The sequence below is a fragment of the Empedobacter sp. UBA7252 genome (assembly GCF_002472765.1).
GTDB lineage: Bacteria > Bacteroidota > Bacteroidia > Flavobacteriales > Weeksellaceae > Empedobacter > Empedobacter falsenii_B.
This window is the reverse complement of record NZ_DKSQ01000051.1, coordinates 1-17423: the sequence shown is the minus strand read 5'-3', so window position 1 is coordinate 17423 and position 17423 is coordinate 1. Positions and strand designations below refer to the sequence as shown.

Annotated in this window: 14 protein-coding genes; 5 read left to right on the top strand and 9 right to left on the bottom strand. The window is 31.0% G+C overall.

The features are described 5' to 3' along the window. Positions 1 to 60 precede the first annotated feature (60 nt). Both B2X73_RS07570 and lipB read right to left on the bottom strand, forming a co-directional pair. Complete coding sequence (locus B2X73_RS07570; RefSeq protein ID WP_291069938.1) at positions 61 to 2778, bottom strand: helix-turn-helix and ligand-binding sensor domain-containing protein; 2718 nt, start codon at positions 2776 to 2778, stop codon at positions 61 to 63. A gap of 60 nt (positions 2779 to 2838) precedes the next feature. Beyond that, the gene (lipB, locus tag B2X73_RS07565) at positions 2839 to 3552 is read right to left on the bottom strand and encodes a lipoyl(octanoyl) transferase LipB (protein ID WP_125350693.1); all 714 of its coding nucleotides are present in this window, start codon (positions 3550 to 3552) and stop codon (positions 2839 to 2841) included. Positions 3553 to 3699: 147 nt separating this feature from the next. On the opposite strand from lipB, the gene B2X73_RS07560 reads away from it, so the two are divergent. From B2X73_RS07560 to B2X73_RS07545, 4 genes are all read left to right on the top strand, one after another. Continuing rightward, positions 3700 to 4320: a hypothetical protein gene (locus tag B2X73_RS07560; RefSeq protein WP_125350692.1), complete on the top strand. Its 621-nt coding sequence runs from the start codon at positions 3700 to 3702 to the stop codon at positions 4318 to 4320. 196 nt (positions 4321 to 4516) lie between these two features. Then, positions 4517 to 6685, top strand: a complete 2169-nt coding sequence (locus B2X73_RS07555) for a S46 family peptidase (protein ID WP_181816304.1) — start codon at positions 4517 to 4519, stop codon at positions 6683 to 6685. 145 nt (positions 6686 to 6830) lie between these two features. Continuing rightward, positions 6831 to 7979, top strand: a complete 1149-nt coding sequence (locus B2X73_RS07550; RefSeq protein ID WP_291096126.1) for an AI-2E family transporter — start codon at positions 6831 to 6833, stop codon at positions 7977 to 7979. 33 nt (positions 7980 to 8012) lie between these two features. Continuing rightward, the gene (locus B2X73_RS07545; protein ID WP_219034573.1) at positions 8013 to 8444 is read left to right on the top strand and encodes a hypothetical protein; all 432 of its coding nucleotides are present in this window, start codon (positions 8013 to 8015) and stop codon (positions 8442 to 8444) included. Between the two features lie 111 nt (positions 8445 to 8555). Here B2X73_RS07545 and B2X73_RS07540 read toward each other — a convergent pair whose 3' ends face one another. The 4 genes from B2X73_RS07540 to B2X73_RS07525 all read right to left on the bottom strand — a co-directional run bounded on the left by B2X73_RS07540 (position 8556) and on the right by B2X73_RS07525 (position 13663). Then, positions 8556 to 9131 carry a phosphatase PAP2 family protein gene (locus B2X73_RS07540; RefSeq protein ID WP_221854685.1) on the bottom strand — a complete coding sequence of 192 codons (576 nt, stop codon included), beginning with the start codon at positions 9129 to 9131 and terminating at the stop codon, positions 8556 to 8558. Further along, the gene (locus tag B2X73_RS07535) at positions 9131 to 9685 is read right to left on the bottom strand and encodes a twin-arginine translocase TatA/TatE family subunit (RefSeq protein ID WP_236688155.1); all 555 of its coding nucleotides are present in this window, start codon (positions 9683 to 9685) and stop codon (positions 9131 to 9133) included. The genes B2X73_RS07540 and B2X73_RS07535 overlap by 1 nt, the downstream gene beginning before the upstream one ends. Positions 9686 to 9777: 92 nt before the next feature. Continuing rightward, complete coding sequence (gene secD / locus B2X73_RS07530) at positions 9778 to 12693, bottom strand: protein translocase subunit SecD (RefSeq protein WP_291096124.1); 2916 nt, start codon at positions 12691 to 12693, stop codon at positions 9778 to 9780. A gap of 121 nt (positions 12694 to 12814) precedes the next feature. After that, positions 12815 to 13663: a DUF6929 family protein gene (locus B2X73_RS07525; protein WP_171622147.1), complete on the bottom strand. Its 849-nt coding sequence runs from the start codon at positions 13661 to 13663 to the stop codon at positions 12815 to 12817. Positions 13664 to 13788: 125 nt separating this feature from the next. On the opposite strand from B2X73_RS07525, the gene B2X73_RS07520 reads away from it, so the two are divergent. Then, a complete protein-coding gene (locus B2X73_RS07520) occupies positions 13789 to 14970 on the top strand; it encodes an MFS transporter (RefSeq protein WP_291096122.1) in 1182 nt (393 codons plus the stop codon). Between the two features lie 111 nt (positions 14971 to 15081). Here the strand turns inward: B2X73_RS07520 and B2X73_RS07515 are convergent, their stop codons facing one another. The 3 genes from B2X73_RS07515 to B2X73_RS07505 form a co-directional block, all read right to left on the bottom strand. Next, positions 15082 to 15546 carry a GNAT family N-acetyltransferase gene (locus tag B2X73_RS07515; RefSeq protein ID WP_088161568.1) on the bottom strand — a complete coding sequence of 155 codons (465 nt, stop codon included), beginning with the start codon at positions 15544 to 15546 and terminating at the stop codon, positions 15082 to 15084. A 180-nt stretch (positions 15547 to 15726) separates the two neighbouring features. Further along, positions 15727 to 16719, bottom strand: a complete 993-nt coding sequence (locus B2X73_RS07510) for a hypothetical protein (RefSeq protein WP_291096118.1) — start codon at positions 16717 to 16719, stop codon at positions 15727 to 15729. Positions 16720 to 16799: 80 nt separating this feature from the next. Beyond that, positions 16800 to 17423: S41 family peptidase (locus B2X73_RS07505; RefSeq protein WP_291096116.1), on the bottom strand; the 624-nt coding region annotated here is incomplete at its 5' end.

The window sequence follows — 17423 nt, the reverse complement described above, 5'->3', positions numbered from 1 at the left end:
AATTATAAATCATTACATTTACAACATGATGTAGTTATGATGTAATTTATTTTCCGATATTTAAAAATTAATCATATACTTATTTAGGTTTATTTCAGAAGGAATTTGCATTTTTTTGCGTAATCTATATCGTTGTAGTTCTACTGATCGATAATTAAGGTGCATTAAAGGAGCAATCTCTTTGGTTGATAAATTCATTCGAAGGAATACACACAGTTTTAAGTCTTTCGCAGTTAAATTAGAATACTTGTCAGCTAATCTCTTAATAAAATCTTGGTGAATTTCCTGAATATTTAATTCGAAATTTTGCCATTCATTTCTGTTGTAACTATATTCCGAAAACGTTTTCTCAAATTTCTTTTTTAACTTTTTATTGATTTCATTCATTTCCAATTGAGAAAACAATTGATTAATTTCTAGGATCATAGCACGTTGATTAGCTAATTTCAAAGCTTGTCCTGCCAATTCTGTAGATTTTGTTTGTAAAGAAGTTTCTAAATGTTGTTTTTCTTTATGATGATTCAATTCTTTCAACTCTTGTTGATGTTTCATTTCCATCAAATTCAATTCATATTCAAATTGCTTTTGTTTAATTCTGAAACTTTGTTTCAACTTCATTCTGTTATACTTATAAATAGCCAAAATCGATCCAACAATTAATAAAATATAAAATAATATCATCAAATTTGATAAATACCAAATCTTTTTAACCCGAAAATCAAAATGATTCAACTCAACAAAATTTCCATCTTTTAAAGCATAAATTGACAATTGATATGAACCACTTTCTAATTGTTTATAATTAATTATTGGCTGATTAAGTGGTTGAATTTTAGAGTTATTTAATTGATAATATAATTGATAATTCGCAAAATCATCATTCAAAATTGAAACATAAAAATCTATATAATTATTTGAATACTCTATATTAGGTTCATTATTCAAAACCGTTTGATTGATTTTTGCTTTAATTTTAATCTTTGGTAATTCACGACGTATAGATTTTAAATCATATTTCAATAATCCGTTTTCGAGGTTAATATATAAAAACTGATCGTTGATTTTAGCCGTTAAATTGTCATCAACCAATTTTCCATCATACAATTTTTTTGGAATTAAATAATGAATCAATTTATTCTGTTCCACTTTAGAATAATACAGAATATTATCCGCTTCAACTAAATAACGATTCTCCTTTAAATAACGAATTCGATTAATATTCTTTAATTTTGAATCTAAATTCTCATCAGAAAATAAATTTTTATTTATATCATAACGGACTAAATGTTGATCGTCAATCAGTACAAAAACCTTGTTATCTTCGAGAATAGTTTGCGGATTAACTAATTTTTTATGTTGGTAAAATATCTCCTTACCTGTTCTATTTTTAAGATCAAATAAATATAAACCACCATTTTTTCCAGTTCCTAAAATTTTATTTTCGACAATAACAAAATCAATAATAGGAATAGTTAAACTAGAAACTTTAGTAGATTCTTTATGAGAACCTTGTATATATTCATTGATTCCCGTAAAAGATGATTGATATAATTTATTTCCATTTTTGATCAATTTAAAACCTCCATTTGTAGAAGAAATCTTATTCAATAGTCCTGAATAAATGTAAGTTCCCCAACTATCCGAAACATAAATTGTATTATCAATATTTGTTATATTCCAAATTAAACCTTTTTCGAGAACTGAATTTGTTTGGTTTGAAGTATTTGAATAATTATAAAATCCATGATTTGTTCCCAGCAAAATATTATCCTTATAAAAGTCGAACGAAAAAACATTTCCTAAATGACCATTGTAATCATATAAAAGTTGAGTTTTGTTTTTCAATTCTATTTTCGAAATACCTTTGTCCGTTCCAAGCCAAGCATTTCCTTTAGAATCTATTCTTATATTTTGGATTGTATTACTGATTAACCCAGAGTTTTGATTGTAATTTTTGTAAGAATTAGTTTTTAAATCATATACATAAATCCCATTATTTGATGTTCCAATGATTAATTTATCTTCTAATCGAATCATTTTTAACACTAAATAATTCTTTAGCATTTTATTGAATTCCACATTGAACTCTTGTAAACCAGCTGTTTTGTTGTACTTGAAAATTCCTTCTGTTAATGTACCAACTAAATAATCATTATCATATTTTTCTATTCCATGAATTACAATTGATTTACCTTTTTCAATTTCAAATAACGGCTCAAAATGTCCATTATTAAATTCGAAAATACCTTTAGAAATAGTCGCTACTAACATTTTACCTTTCACCAGATAAACGTAAGAAGAAAGCGCAGGTAATTTGTATCGTTTAACTGTTTTACCATCAAATTGAAAAAGATAATTGAACGATTGAAAATAAATAGAACGATTATGATAAAATATTTTCCAGATTTCTTCTTGTTCTAATCCTTCAAAACTTTTGAATTTATCTGAAATTGAAATGTAAACTTTCTTTCCTTCAATCGTTTTCCAATATCCAAAATTATTTAATGCACCTGAATACAATACATTATTCATTGTAAAAACAGAACGTATAATTGTTAAGCTATTTGGCGAATATTTTTCCCAAAAATTACCGTCATATTCTAAGATATTTCTATTGTTCGCAAAATATACTTTTCCTTGCTTGTTATTTTCTGTAATATCCCAAATAGGCGATTCGCCCAAATATTCGCTTTTAGAATAATTCGAAATAATTGGCGCAAACGATTGAGATTTGCTATAAGTGGAAACAAGTAAAAATAGAATAAATAAGCTTCTCATTGTGCAATAAAAAAGACCGTAAAAACGGTCTTTAAAAATAGATTATATTTTTGAATTATCTTATTTAAATTCTACATCAAAAACTTCTGCAAAATGTTTTTTTGTAAACGCTTTCACTTCGTTCATATCTACCTGATGTCCAAGTTCTCTTTCCAATGAAGCAACAGCTTTATCCTGAATTCCACATGGAACGATGTATTCAAAATAACGCAAATCTGTATTCACATTTAGTGCAAAACCATGCATCGTTACCCAACGTGAAGCCTTAACACCCATTGCACAAATTTTTCGAGCAAAAGGTCGACCTACATCCAACCAAACGCCAGTTTCTCCTTGAGAACGCTCACCTTTTAGTCCATATTCGGCAATAGTTTTGATAATCACTTCCTCCAAATTGCGCATATACAAATGAATATCTGGCTTGAAGTTATCCAAATCCATAATAGGATAACCAACTAATTGTTGCGGTCCATGATAGGTAATATCTCCACCACGATTCGTTTTCACAAAAGTTGCATTTATTTCGTTTAATTTATCACTCGAAGCTAACATATTTTCTAAATGTCCACTTTTTCCAAGTGTATAAACATGCGGATGTTCTACAAAAAGTAAATGATTTTTAGTGTTTTTAAAATCTGAACTTCCCTCCTTTTCTTGCGCTCTGTTATATTGTTTTACGGCTATATTTTCTGCTAAAAGACTTTCTTGATAATCCCAAATTTCTTGGTAATCTCTGTTAATTCCTAAATCTTGGAATTCGACAATTTGTTTCATTTCACAATGTGTTTCGAATGTCAAATTTACGAAAGAATCAGTTAATAATTAATTTTAGCTTAGCTATTCTTTAAATCGTTTCATCTAACAAAATTGCATATATAAATTGTTTAAAGTAATTTCGAATTCATAAATAATTTATTTTTTATGAAAACAATTCTATTAATCACACTAATGATTAGTTCTCTTGTTATAAACGCTCAAGAATATTCTTTTGCCAAAGATTTTGTTGCTGGAAAAGTTACATTAAATGATCTATCTGAATTAAATGGAGAGCTTAAATGGACTCCAAGTCATGATAGTGACTTAAAATTTAGAAAAACGAAAGATGATAAAGTGATAAAATACAATCCGAATGAAATTATTGGTTTTACAATTGATAAAATGAGTTTTGTCTCTTTAAAAAATCTTGTTGTTTACTCTGATAATTATGCTTTGATAGGACAAACTACGAAAATTAAAGAATCTTTTGCGCAAGTCGTTTCTAAAGGAAAATTTAATATTTACTTAATTACTATAGCAGGGTATAATCCAATTAGTAGAACTAGAGAAGATTATCTCAACTTTATTTTTCAGGATGCAAATAATCTAAACAATAAACTTATTGCTTATCCTTATTTAATCAGAATGAAAGACAAAAAATATGAAAAAGCGAAAGCGGATTTGTATATTTTATTTAAAGACTATCCTGAAGTAATAGAAAAAATCAAAAGTTTTAGTAAAGAAAATAGTTTTTTAGAAATAATAGAAATGATTGGTAAAATTTAATAAATAAAAACATTCAGTCACTTTTAATCACCTATATTGTTGGTTCAATTGATCTTAATAAAATCGAAGTTTATGAATAAATTATTCTTTAAAACCTCACTAATAATAATGGTTTTAAGCAATTCATTAACGATTGAATAAAAATCTTTATCTTTGGAATTCTAAGAAATCGGTAGAATAAAATAATCAAATAAAAATGAAGAAACTATTCGTTAAAGGATCTATTTTAATGGCTTTGTTTGCAAACTTTAGCGTTTTTGCACAACAAAGTGGTGGAATGTGGATTCCGACAGAATTGAATGAAAAGGAAATGAAAGACATGGGATTGAAAATCTCATCAAAAGACATTTTCAGTACAGGAGATAAAAGTATCAACAATGCAGTTGCTCACTTTGGTGGCGGTTGTACTTCTGAAGTTATTTCTCCAAATGGTTTATTATTAACGAATCATCACTGTGGTTATGGAGAAATCCAAGCACATTCATCTTTAGAAAATGATTATTTAACAGATGGTTTTTGGGCTAAAGAGTTGAAAGACGAATTACCAAACGAAGGTTTAACAGCGACTTTTATTGTAGACATTAAAGATGTAACTACTGCAATTTTAGCTGGTGTTAACGATAATATGTCGGAGGAAGATCGTAACAAAATCATCAAGAAAAATATTGAAGATTTTAATGCAAAAACTAAAACAGAAGCTTATCGTTCAGTATTTATCAAACCTTTTTACAAAGGAAATAAATATTACCAATTTACGACAGAAACATACAAAGATGTTCGTTTAGTTGGTGCGCCACCTTCTGCAATTGGAAAATATGGAAATGATACAGACAACTGGGTTTGGCCACGTCATACAGGAGATTTCTCGATGTTTAGAATTTATGCAGATAAAAACAACAAACCTGCAGATTATTCACCAGACAATGTTCCGTACAAACCAAAACATTTCTTACCAATTAATATTTCGGGAATTAGTGAGGACGATTTCACGTTTGTATATGGTTTCCCAGGTACGACGGACGAATATTTACCAGCTTCTTCTATCCAGCAAATAAAAGATGTAATTGATCCTGCGCGTATCAATGTGCGTACAATTGCATTATCTCATATTGATAAAAAAATGCGTGAAGACGATGCAACTCGTATCGCTTATGCGTCTAAACAAGCGCGTATTTCGAATGCACATAAAAAATGGATTGGCGAAGTTTTAGGATTAAACCGTTCGAAAGCTGTAGAAAAACGTCAACAATATGAACAAGAATTCATGAATCGTATTGCGAAAAATCCGAAATTAAAAGGTGAATATTCGAATATTATTTCTGAATTAAATCAAGTTAATAAAGCAAATCAAGATTACAATTTAGCGTACACAATGTATTCTGAAACGTTTTTCTCAAATTCAGAAACATTCAGAATGGCGTTAACATTGAACAATATTTTGAATGCGGTTGGACAAAAAAATTACGCAGAAACAAAAGCTAAAGCGTTGAATACAGTTGCGTCTATGCACAAGGATTATAATCCAGAATTGGATAAAACAATTTCTTCTGATTTAGCAGATAATTATTTCAAAGTTGTTCCTCAAAATTTATTACCAACTACAACTGCTGCAAATATCAAAACAGCTTTAGGAAATTCGGTAATCAACGGAACGAAAAAAATTAATGGTCAATCTGTTTTAGGAAATATCAAAACTTTGGCTGAAAATGATGCTGAGTTTATCAAAGCCTTAAAAGAAGATGCCTTAATTGCTCAAATTCGTTTAATTTTAGATGCAAATCAAACGAAAGTAACGCCTACATATTTAGCGAATCAAGATAAAATCAACAAGTTGATGCGTACGTATATGAAAGCGCAAATGGATGTATTTACAGACAAGAAAATCTTCCCAGATGCAAATTCAACTTTACGTGTAACTTACGGAAAAGTTGATGGTTACCAACCTCGCGATGCGGTTTATTACGAACCTGTAACGCACATGGAAGGTGTAATGGAAAAATATATTCCGGGAGATTATGAGTATGATTTACCAAAACAAATGTTAAGTTTATACGATAAAAAAGATTACGGAAAATACGCCGATAAAAACGGAAAATTACCTGTAAACTTTATTGCAACAAACCATACAACTGGTGGTAATTCTGGTTCTCCTGCATTGAATGCAAAAGGAGAATTAATCGGATTGAATTTTGACCGTGTTTGGGAAGGAACAATGTCAGATTTAAATTATGATCCAGAGATTTGTCGTAATATTATGGTGGACTCTCGTTATATTTTGTGGGTAGTTGACAAGTATGCTAATGCGCAACGTTTGATTGATGAAATGACTATCGTTGACGAAAGCAAAAATGCAAAGAAAAAATAATATTTTTCACTATATTCTGAAAACCACGTTTTTATAACGTGGTTTTTTTATTGAAATAAACGTAAGATTCAAATAAAGTCTTAAGAAATAAAACTATATTTATACAACTTATCTAAAAAATTGTCAAAATAAAACACTCATAATTATGGAAGTCATTAGAAAATGGCCTTTTTATTTAAAACTAACTTGCACATTATTGTCAATCATTTGTTTAACATTTATTTCAATAATAGGTAAAGGAATTTTAGTTCCATTAATATTAGGCTTCTTAATTTCAATATTATTAGCACCCGTTTGTTCATTTTTCGAAAGATATTTACGCATTCCACGTGTTATTTCAAGTATCATTACCACCTTGCTTTTTGCAGCATTTATCTTAGGAATTTTCTATTTGATTGCTATACAAATGGCTGAAATAGCAAATGAATGGCCTACGTTTCAGAAACAAATCATAGAAGCATTTATGAATTTGCAAGATTGGATTCACCATACCTTTGGTGTTAATTCGCATGCGCAAATGGAATATTTGACAAAGAATGTCAAAACGACTATCGAAACGAGTACAATTGTAATCGAAAAAGTAATTTCTATTGTTTCATCGATGGCTGTTACAGTCTTGTTCACTTTTTTATACATTGTTTTCTTGTTGATTTATCGTCGTCATTTAGTAAAATTCTTATATTACGCATTCAATTCAAATACACACGACCAGGTTTATAACGTCATTACATCTATTCAAAAAATGGTCAAACAATATTTGATTGGCTTATTTTTACAAATGTTAGTCGTATCAATTTTATCTTTTATTGCATTTTCTATCCTTGGACTTAAATACAAATTTGTTTTAGCTATTTTAACTGGTGTTCTAAATGTTGTTCCCTATGTAGGAATTGTTATTTCATTAATTATAACGCTAATAATCACATTTGCCACAATGTCAGCTTCAAAATTGTTCTTTGTTTTAATTGCATTTATTGCAATTCATGCAATTGATGGAAATGTAGTGATGCCAAAAATTGTAGGTTCTAAAGTAAAAATTAATTCTTTGATTGTGATTATTGGATTAGTAATTGGAGAAATGACGTGGGGAATTATGGGCATGCTATTATCGATTCCAATACTTGCGTTGATGAAAATTGTTTTTGATAATGTGGCTGAATTAAAACCTTGGGGTTATCTTTTGGGTGATGAAGATTCTACAGAAATTGATGATGATTTAAATACATTTTTAGCCAAAAAGAAAGCTAAAAAATCAAAGAAAAAAACAAAGATGTTGGACGAGAATTTGGAATAGTCTGATTTCTATTTTACATAATTATCGCTATTTATGAAATATAATTTATTGTTCATTTTTAGTTTATTGATTTTCAGTATTTCTTGCGAAAAGAAGTTAGAAAAAGAAGTAAATAAAAAATATATGTATAATACGATGTCAATTGATGATAGAAATTTATCTATAAGAATTTATGATTACTCTGATTCAATAGAATTTATAACATGGAAGAATATCAATGATTACACAACAAAATCATTCAAAATTTCTAAGAACGATAAAAAAGCATTGGAAGAGAATATTTATAAAATAGTTACAACTCCATATGAAAATGAAATATTTTGCACAGACTATGTGGGGAAAATAAATATTAGTATGTCCAATCATAATAGCACTTATTCTATTAATCTAAATTCTGTTTGTGATTGGAAAACATTTAATGAAGAAACTAAGAATATTTCTAAAATAATAGATCGTTATAAATAAAATTTTATTTTATCAAATAGGATGAGAAACTGAAATAAATTCAGTTTGACAATACAAAAAAAGTCTATAACAATTTGTTATAGACTTTTTTTGTATTTATTTATTATGAATCTAATTCTTCTTCAAATATTTTTTTTCTAAGAAATAATACAATTTCAAGAAAAGAATCGAGAAAAATATTCCGATTAGTGTTCCGAAAAATATATCTCCTGTGAAATGTACCCCGACATAAACTCTACTGTAAGCAACCATTAACGCCCAAACAAGTAAGACATAAAGTAACCATTTGTAATGGCGTCTTAGCAGTATTCCAATAAAAATTGCAATCGCCATATGATTAGATGCATGCGCCGAAGTAAAACCGTATTTACCTCTACCCTCGCAATCTATCGGGCGAAATAATCCTTGAATCGATTCGGTGTAACATGGGCGAAAACGTTGAAAAGAATTTTTCAAGATATTTGTAAATTGATCTGCACACGCTATCATCAGTGCAATACAAACTCCAGCCAATAAGGTTTTTTTCCAACCAAGTTTTACATAAAGTAAGATGAGAAAGATGATATACAACGGAATCCATGTTTTTTTATCGGTTACTAATAACCAAAACCAATCCCATTTTTCATTCCCTAAATTATTGAAATACAAAAATATTTGTACGTCCCAATCAAAATAATCTTGTATCATTACCTACTTACTGATCCGCCTAAACCTAATGCTTCGTCTACAGATTTTGGTTCTACAACAACCGCAGGTTCTTCCACAATTGGCTCAACCACATTTTCTATAACGGGTTCTGTTGTTTCTTGCACATCCAATTCCAAATCCTGTACAGGATCTACAGCTTTCATAGTTGGTGCATCATCTTTCAACGCTGCATTTACTGTATTGTCTTGATGAATAGCTTGATGCATTTCATCTACTGGATTACGAACTTCATCAAATGATTTCTGAAAATCTTCCATTGGATTAATTTTCGCAAAAGAATCTTTGACTTCATTCATTGGATTTAACTCTTTTATGGTATTCTGAATCTCTTTTGTAGGATCAACATCCTGAACAGGATTCATAATCTCTTGCTTGATATCTTCAGATGCTTCTTTTAATTTGCGCACAGCAGTTCCCAAACCACGAGCAATTTCTGGAATTTTATCTGGTCCAAAAATCACTACAGCAACCACCATAATAATCACGACTTCCTGGAAGTCTAAAAACGCTGGGTATATTACTAAACTATTCACTAAACAAATGTATAAAATCTAAATTTAGTAGAAGAAAAAAAGCCATCAAATTTCTTTGATGGCTTTCTTAAAATTTATTTAAAATTTGAATCTTATTTATTCATTTGACCTTTTTTAGTAAAGTCGTACAATAAAGGAGATGCAACGAAAATAGACGAGAATGTACCAATTACGATACCGATTAATTTCGCAAACATAAATCCTTTGATTGATTCTCCACCAAATGCAAAAATGATTAATACGATTAAGAACGTTGATAAAGACGTATTAATTGTACGTGATAATGTTTCTGAAGTAGAAATATTAATAATATCGTACAAGTTGTGGTTTTTCTCAACTGTTAAATTCTCACGAATACGATCCAAGATAATAATCGAGTCATTCATCGAATAACCAATTACTGTCAAAATCGCAGCAATAAAGGCTTGGTCAATCTCCATATTGAATGGTAAAACACCTTTAAATAAAGAGAAAACACCTAATACAATAATTACGTCATGCGCCAAAGCAATGATAGTTGATAATGAGAATTGCCAACGTTTGAACATGATGATTAAGTAGAAGAAAATTGCTACTAATGCTAAAGAAACTGCAATAAATGAAGCTCTTGTCGTATCATCAGCAATTGTAGGACCTACTTTTGCAGAAGACATTAAACCTATTGTCGCATTATCTTCTGAGAAATCTTTCTCAGACATACTAGCTGGTAAATAAGATTTAAGCCCTGTATATAATTTATCTTTTATTTCGTCATCTACATTAGTTCCATCCTCATCTGCTTTGTAAGCAGTTGTAATCTTTACTTGGTTTTGACCACCATATGTTTTTACTTGAGGTTGCATTTTTTCTCCGTCCAAAACAAAGACATCACCTAAACTTTCAGAAATTTGCTGAGGATCTACATGTTTATCAAAACGAACTGTATATGTACGTCCACCTTGAAACTCGATACCCATATCAAATCCTTTTGTGAAAATAGAAATCAATGCTACAGTAGTTAAAACAGCTGAAATCGCATACGAAATCTTTCTTGTTTTTAATAAGTCAACTTTGATATTTTGTAACCAATGCGCTGTAAAAGATGTATAGAAAGGAACTGATTTTCCTTTTGCTAAACGACCTTCTACAAAATAACGTGTAATAAAAATCGCTGTAAATGTAGAAGTAAAAATACCAATCATAAACGTTGTTGCGAAACCTACAACTGGACCTTTACCAAAGAAGAATAAAATTAAAGCTGTGATAAATGATGTTGAATTCGCATCAATAATTGCAGAGAAAGCACCTTTCCAAGAGTAAGCAAAATCTACTGCTTGTCGTAATGATTTTCCTTTTCTTAATTCTTCTTTTACACGTTCGTAAATTAAGATATTCGCGTCCATTCCTGTTACCAACGTCAAGATAATCCCGGCGATACCTGGTAAAGATAAAGTAGCTTTTAATGAAACTAAGAATCCTAATAAGAATAATAAGTTAACGATTAATGCTATGTTCGCATAGATACCTGCACGGCTGTAGTAGAACAACATCCAGATTAATACCAATGTAAACGCACAACCAAATGCAATCAAAGAACTGTTAATTGCTTCTTGTCCTAATGAAGGTCCTACAACCTCCGCTGAAACAATTTTAGATGAAGCTGGTAAAGAACCTGCTTGTAAAATATTTGCTAAATCTTTTGCTTCTTCTAACGTAAAGTTACCCGAAATTTGAGAGTTACCTCCTGTAATTTGGTTTTTAATATTCGGTGCAGAATACACCATATTATCTAACACAATTGCAACACCTTGACCGTCACGATCAATTGAAGAAGGTTTTAATTCGTCCGTAATACGTGCCCATTCTTGTGCGCCTACTGGATTCATTTGCATCGAAACTACTGGTTCATTTGTAATAGAGCCTGGGTTACGATCTGCAGAAGCTGAAACTACTTTATCACCTTCAATTAATGGCTCTTGAGAACCATTTTTCCCTTTTAAAACATAAAATTCTAATAATTTAGGCGCTGATTTATCATTAGCTTGATTTCCTAAATTCATTGGCTTATTCGCCCAAGAATATTTATATCCTCTGATGTTTGCTGGTAAACCAGGCACAAAACTTTTGTCTTGTAACACACGATTAACAACAGCGGTATCTTTAACATTTACAACAAAACTCGCATTAGAACCTGTTGGTTGCATAACTTCAGCTAACGATTTAATCGTTTGTCCTTTGTCATTTTTTACATTGTACTTTTCTGTATTTACACCAGAAAAATATTGCAAAACTGTTGGATCTTGACGAACAACCTGCCAAAACTCTAATTTTGCTGTAGATTGTAATAATTTTTTTACACGGTCAGTATCAGAAACACCTGGTAATTCTACCAAGATACGTCCATCACCTTTATCTCCTAATCGTTGAACAACTGGTTCTACAACTCCAAATTGGTCGATACGAGACTTTATTACATCATATGCAGTGGCAACTTTAGCTTCGATATCTTTACGAATCACCTCTTTTACCTGATCGTCAGAAGCGTTATAAGCAATTTTATCTGCATTGTTTTTGTTACCAAACAAATCCGCAGCTGCATATTTTGTTCCTCCTTTTATTTTATCAAACTCTTGAAAAAATAATTCTACATAAGGTACGTTACCGTTTGTTTTTTGGGCTTTATCAGTAGCGTCCAAAGCTGCTGCCAACATTGGATTTTGACTTTTCGCTGATAAATTTAGTAATAAATCTCTTTCAGAAACTTGTAAAATTACGTTAATACCACCTTTCAAATCTAATCCTAAATTGATTTCATTGTTTTTGGCATACTCGTAATCGTACTTGATAATTCCTAAATCAAGAGGATGCTGAGCCAAGCTATCTAAAATTCTTGGTTCGTCTTCTGGCTTACTCGCCAAACGCGCAGCCTCATTCTCTACTTTAGTGGTGTACCAAGTATAACTTAGTTGTCTGATACACAAGAGACTTAAAATGATTGCAAATGCTGCAATGAGCCATCTTCCTCGCATAATGTTTAATTGATAAATAAATTTTGACGGACAAATATAATAGTCTTGAAAATACTTTCACAATTTTTTAAGAATAAATCGAAAATCAATGTCCGTATTTTGATCATCGTTATTCTAAAATTTAAAGTTCTTTTTGATATTTGTAGATATAAATCGATGCATTTTTCGAATCATCATCATTATCTTCGCACAAATACAAGGTATAGTTTTTTCGAGATTCTTTGTATAACGCTAATCCTTCGATTTTCTTATCGTCTGATATTTTTTGCCAACGTGTAACCTCCATAATGGCTAAATCCAACTCGCCAATAATAGAGCCTTTTATTTCTCCATTAAACTGAGTTGTACTTTTAGATTCTACCGTTGCCGTAAACAATATTTTACCATCAACCATAATCGCATCAGAAAAAGTTGTGATTTCGTTATTTAATTTTGGTAATGTAATTGGAAAATAGTCAATTGGTTTATTTTTCAAATCATTTAAAGCACCTCCCACTCTATAAATTCCATTTGCAGCAGCAGGTCCATTTCCTCTGTTAAAAAAATAAGTACAATATCCATCTGTAATGATACCTTCGATGTTAAAATCTTTTTTAGATAATTTCGAAACACTTAAAAACTTTTCAAAAAGATCACGATACGTTTTATTTTCTACTTGCTTCGTTTTAAGATTATATGAAATCAAATCGAAACGATTTTCTTTTGATCCTGAACCTAAAATATATAAATGATCTTTGTATTTCGTAATTGCTTCAAAATCTGGTTTATCTTTTTTATGGCTTCCTTCAGACTTTACTTCAGGATTCAAATTTATTTTTTCAACTTCTTTTTTCTTCTTATCGTAGACAAATAAATGTGGATTATCATCAGAAATAGTATAAACATAGCGTTTATCTACAACCAATCCTGAGGCAGCTCCAAGCCCATTGATGACAATTAAGATCTTTAGAATGAAGTGATAAAATAGCATAGTGATGAGTTTATTTTCTTACTGGTCTCAAAAGTAATCAAAGAATATCAGAAAGCTTGATAAATAAACGACTTTTTGCAAAAAAAGGACTTAACTTTGTACCACTTTTTAAAGAAAATGAAGAGATGAAAAAAATTCTGAAAATTTACATTGACGCTTACAGTGGATTATCGAAGGAATCTTGGATGTTAGCCATCGTCATGTTGTTAAATCGGATGGGTTCGATGGTTTTACCTTTTTTAGGAATTTATTTGATTTCTGAACTTGATTTTAGTTTAGAACAATCTGGAATTGTTTTAAGTTGTTATGGAATTGGAGCAGTTTTAGGTTCATGGCTTGGCGGATGGATTACCGATAAAATTGGTAACTTCAAAGTACAAGCTTTAAGTTTATTTTTGAGTGCGCCTTTATTTTTAATCTTGCCTTATTTTTCAACGGTCTTATCGTTTTCAATCATCATGCTTATTTTAAGTACAATAAGCGAAATGTTTCGTCCAGCTAACTCGGTTGCCATTACACGTTATGCTAAAAAACAAAACATTACCCGTGCATTTTCTTTAAACCGTATGGCAATTAATTTAGGCTTTTCTATTGGACCATCGATGGGCGGATTCTTATCCAATTATTCGTACGATTTGCTTTTCTATTGTAATGCAGGTGCAGCACTTATCGCAGGAATTGTATTCGTTTCTTTTTTCTATGGTAGAAAAGAACGAAACACAGTAGAAGAAGAAGCAAAGGAAATTGAACAACAAGAAGTAAAAGAATTTTTGGAAGATCTAAAAGTCGACCTCCAAAAAGATGTCCACGACTTGGAAAAGCAAAATTCCTACTTGACAAATACAGCTGAAGGTTGTAAATTTTATGGAGAACTAAACCAACAAAAAATTGATAGCTTGGTGAAAGTCAACCCGAATGACCGTATTAAGATGAACCTTAATCCGATCTTTAAGATCAGAAATACCGGAAATTATGAAGGATTCCGATCTAGTGGCAAAATTGGTCTCATCAAGGATCGAAAATTAAAAACAGGAATTTTGGAATATTATCAAACCGTAGTGCCATCAAAAGACGATTGGCAAACCTACTACAACGCATTGGTTTTTAAGCTCGCCGATGAACTAGTATCCATTCCTAATGCAAATATAAATCCCGATATGATGTATAAAGCAGTTAATGCATCGCCAAAAGTAAAAGGAATCCTTATCAATGCAGCATCTCAAGCAAATATGATTATTCAGCTGAATAATCAAGTCATCAAATCTGCTAAAGAAATCATTGCCGAAATTGAGCATAATAATGAATAAATCGGTTTCGAATGAGTGCATAACGCCAAAAAAAAGACAGCTTTTAAATTTTTAAAAGCTGTCTTTTTTTTAATTTGTTATAGAAATTATCCCAATGAATTTTCATTAGTATCAGTCATCGATTTCCATACGCATTTCCAGAAGATTTGGTCTAAATCCTGCCTTTGCATAGGCTTTTTTTGCACTCGTATTTTCTTCATAAACCTGAAGTCTTACTTCTGAAATATTTCTTTCTTTTGCCCAGTTGATCAATCGATGTAAAATCATTTTGTTGATACCCTGACCTCGATATTCGGGTTTAACAAACATAAATCCGAGGTAAGCATACTTTTCATATTTTTGATAAGGTTTTGCATCCAATAATCTCGCATATCCTGATCCGACAACTTGATCGTCAACAATTGCAACAAGAACTTCAGCCTCCCTGGACTTGATCAGTTCTAGGAGATCATAATAATGAATTTCGCCTAACTTTAATGTATTATCAAAAGGTCGTTCCGCTTCAACGATTCCCTGTTCAAACTCAATTAATACATTGATTTCGCTTTCTTTTGCTTGTCTGATGATTATTTCCATAATTAAGAATCTACGTCTATTATTTTGCCTTTTGTTGGCTATATCCACTGTTTGCAAATTACAAAACGAATAGCAACTATAGTATTATTTTCATATTTTAAGTTCTTGTAGAAAGGAACTTAAGAACCTTTTTGCCTTTTCAAATACAAGTTACATGTTTTATCACTTATAACAGACGGCCTATTTATCAAGAACATACTCTCGTTTTTCCAATACCCCATTTTTGTATAGTTCAGTATAAACCAACGGGCCTCTTTTTCTTGTGTTGATTATTGGTTCCCCCGTTTCTTCATTATATTCTTGTAATAATTTATAACACTTCCATTTGCCATCAGGAAGACCTCCTTTATACCTTGCTTCCAAGTACGTATACGAATCTGTAAATGATGGATATTCTTGTAAATCCACATACCGATTTGCTTTAAATTCTATCCAATTTCCGTCTTTGTGGTGATTTTTTATTGAGCCCTGTTCTTCATCAGTTTTATATAAACAATTCTGAGCATAATATCTGACAAATACTCCGTTACGTAAAAGCTGAAATTGATAAACAGGTTTTTGTCTAAAGGGATTCTCATTAAACTCATAATCCCGCAATGAGATTATAAAATTTTTATCTATATAAAATAATGTATAGTTCGTGAATCCCATTTCTCCCTCATGATAAAGATATATTCTTTTTACATCAACTGGATTCCCATTCTTTACTGAAATTAGATATATTTTTTCCACGAATGGCTCGTTATAACGGACTGCATTATATACAGCTAAAAAATGCAGCGAATACCCCCTATAACGGATAAAATTAGAGGCAATTCCAATCTGATTATATTCTTTGCCGATAGCTTGCTCAAATGGAAAAGAGACGTCATATGCTTCTGGTAGCACCACGAGATTGTTTTTGAGTAATTGCTCAAATTTGAGCGCATAAAGATTTTCTAAGCCACGATGATCTTGTATAGCAGACAATATGGAGTCGACAGGCAGTTGTTTTGAAATATTTGAATAGCCAAATGGAAGCGCTATGCAGTTTTTTTTATCCGCGTTAAAAAAGGTAGATCCTTTAACAAATACAGGTATATTTAAGCTCTTATTTTCCGTTTGTGCTTTGCAGTAGTTGGAAAGAAGCATAAACAAAAGAAGGATAAAAGTATCGTTAACTTTATTAAGCATAAACTTTTTATTTGTTCACATTGATCAAAACATTGCTCCACAAGTTTTAGGACAAACTGAGTCGGAATCCCCTACTTAATCTAAAAAGCCACCTCCTTAGCTTTTTCTAATGTTTCTTCGATATTTTTACATAAAATCTTGGGAATAAATTCCTCTCTTGGTATTCCGTTGATATGATACAATCTTTCAGTCGGAAATTGGAATCCAATTTTTGTTTCTGTGAGACGGAAATTTGAAATTGCGCCTAATAGTCCCGCCATAGGTGTGCCAATAACTGTAGCTCTATCTAGCGCGTCAAAACCAATAGCTATCCCTTCTCCCATACTTCCTGTCCAGTGTCCCACGAGGATATACACATTACCCTTGTAGGTTTTCTTACGTGGACTTACATACTCTACCCAATGTCGTTTTGTGTCATAATCCTTCTCATCAAATTCGTGAATCTGATAAGGCAGAACTTTATTGACAAACCGCCCCATAATAGCCCTCGCAACAGTTGAATTTCCGCCGCTAGGAGTTTCAGTCAAATCCAAAATAAGGTTTTTATTAGAAATCAAACTGTCAAGAGCTTTATCAAATTCACCGATCAAGTTGTTATTCCCCAATGAATTATTGATTTTGACATACCCCGTGTTTTCATTTATAACTTTATAATACAACAATTCATTTGAATTTTCGGCGAAGTAGTTTAGATCTACTGCGAA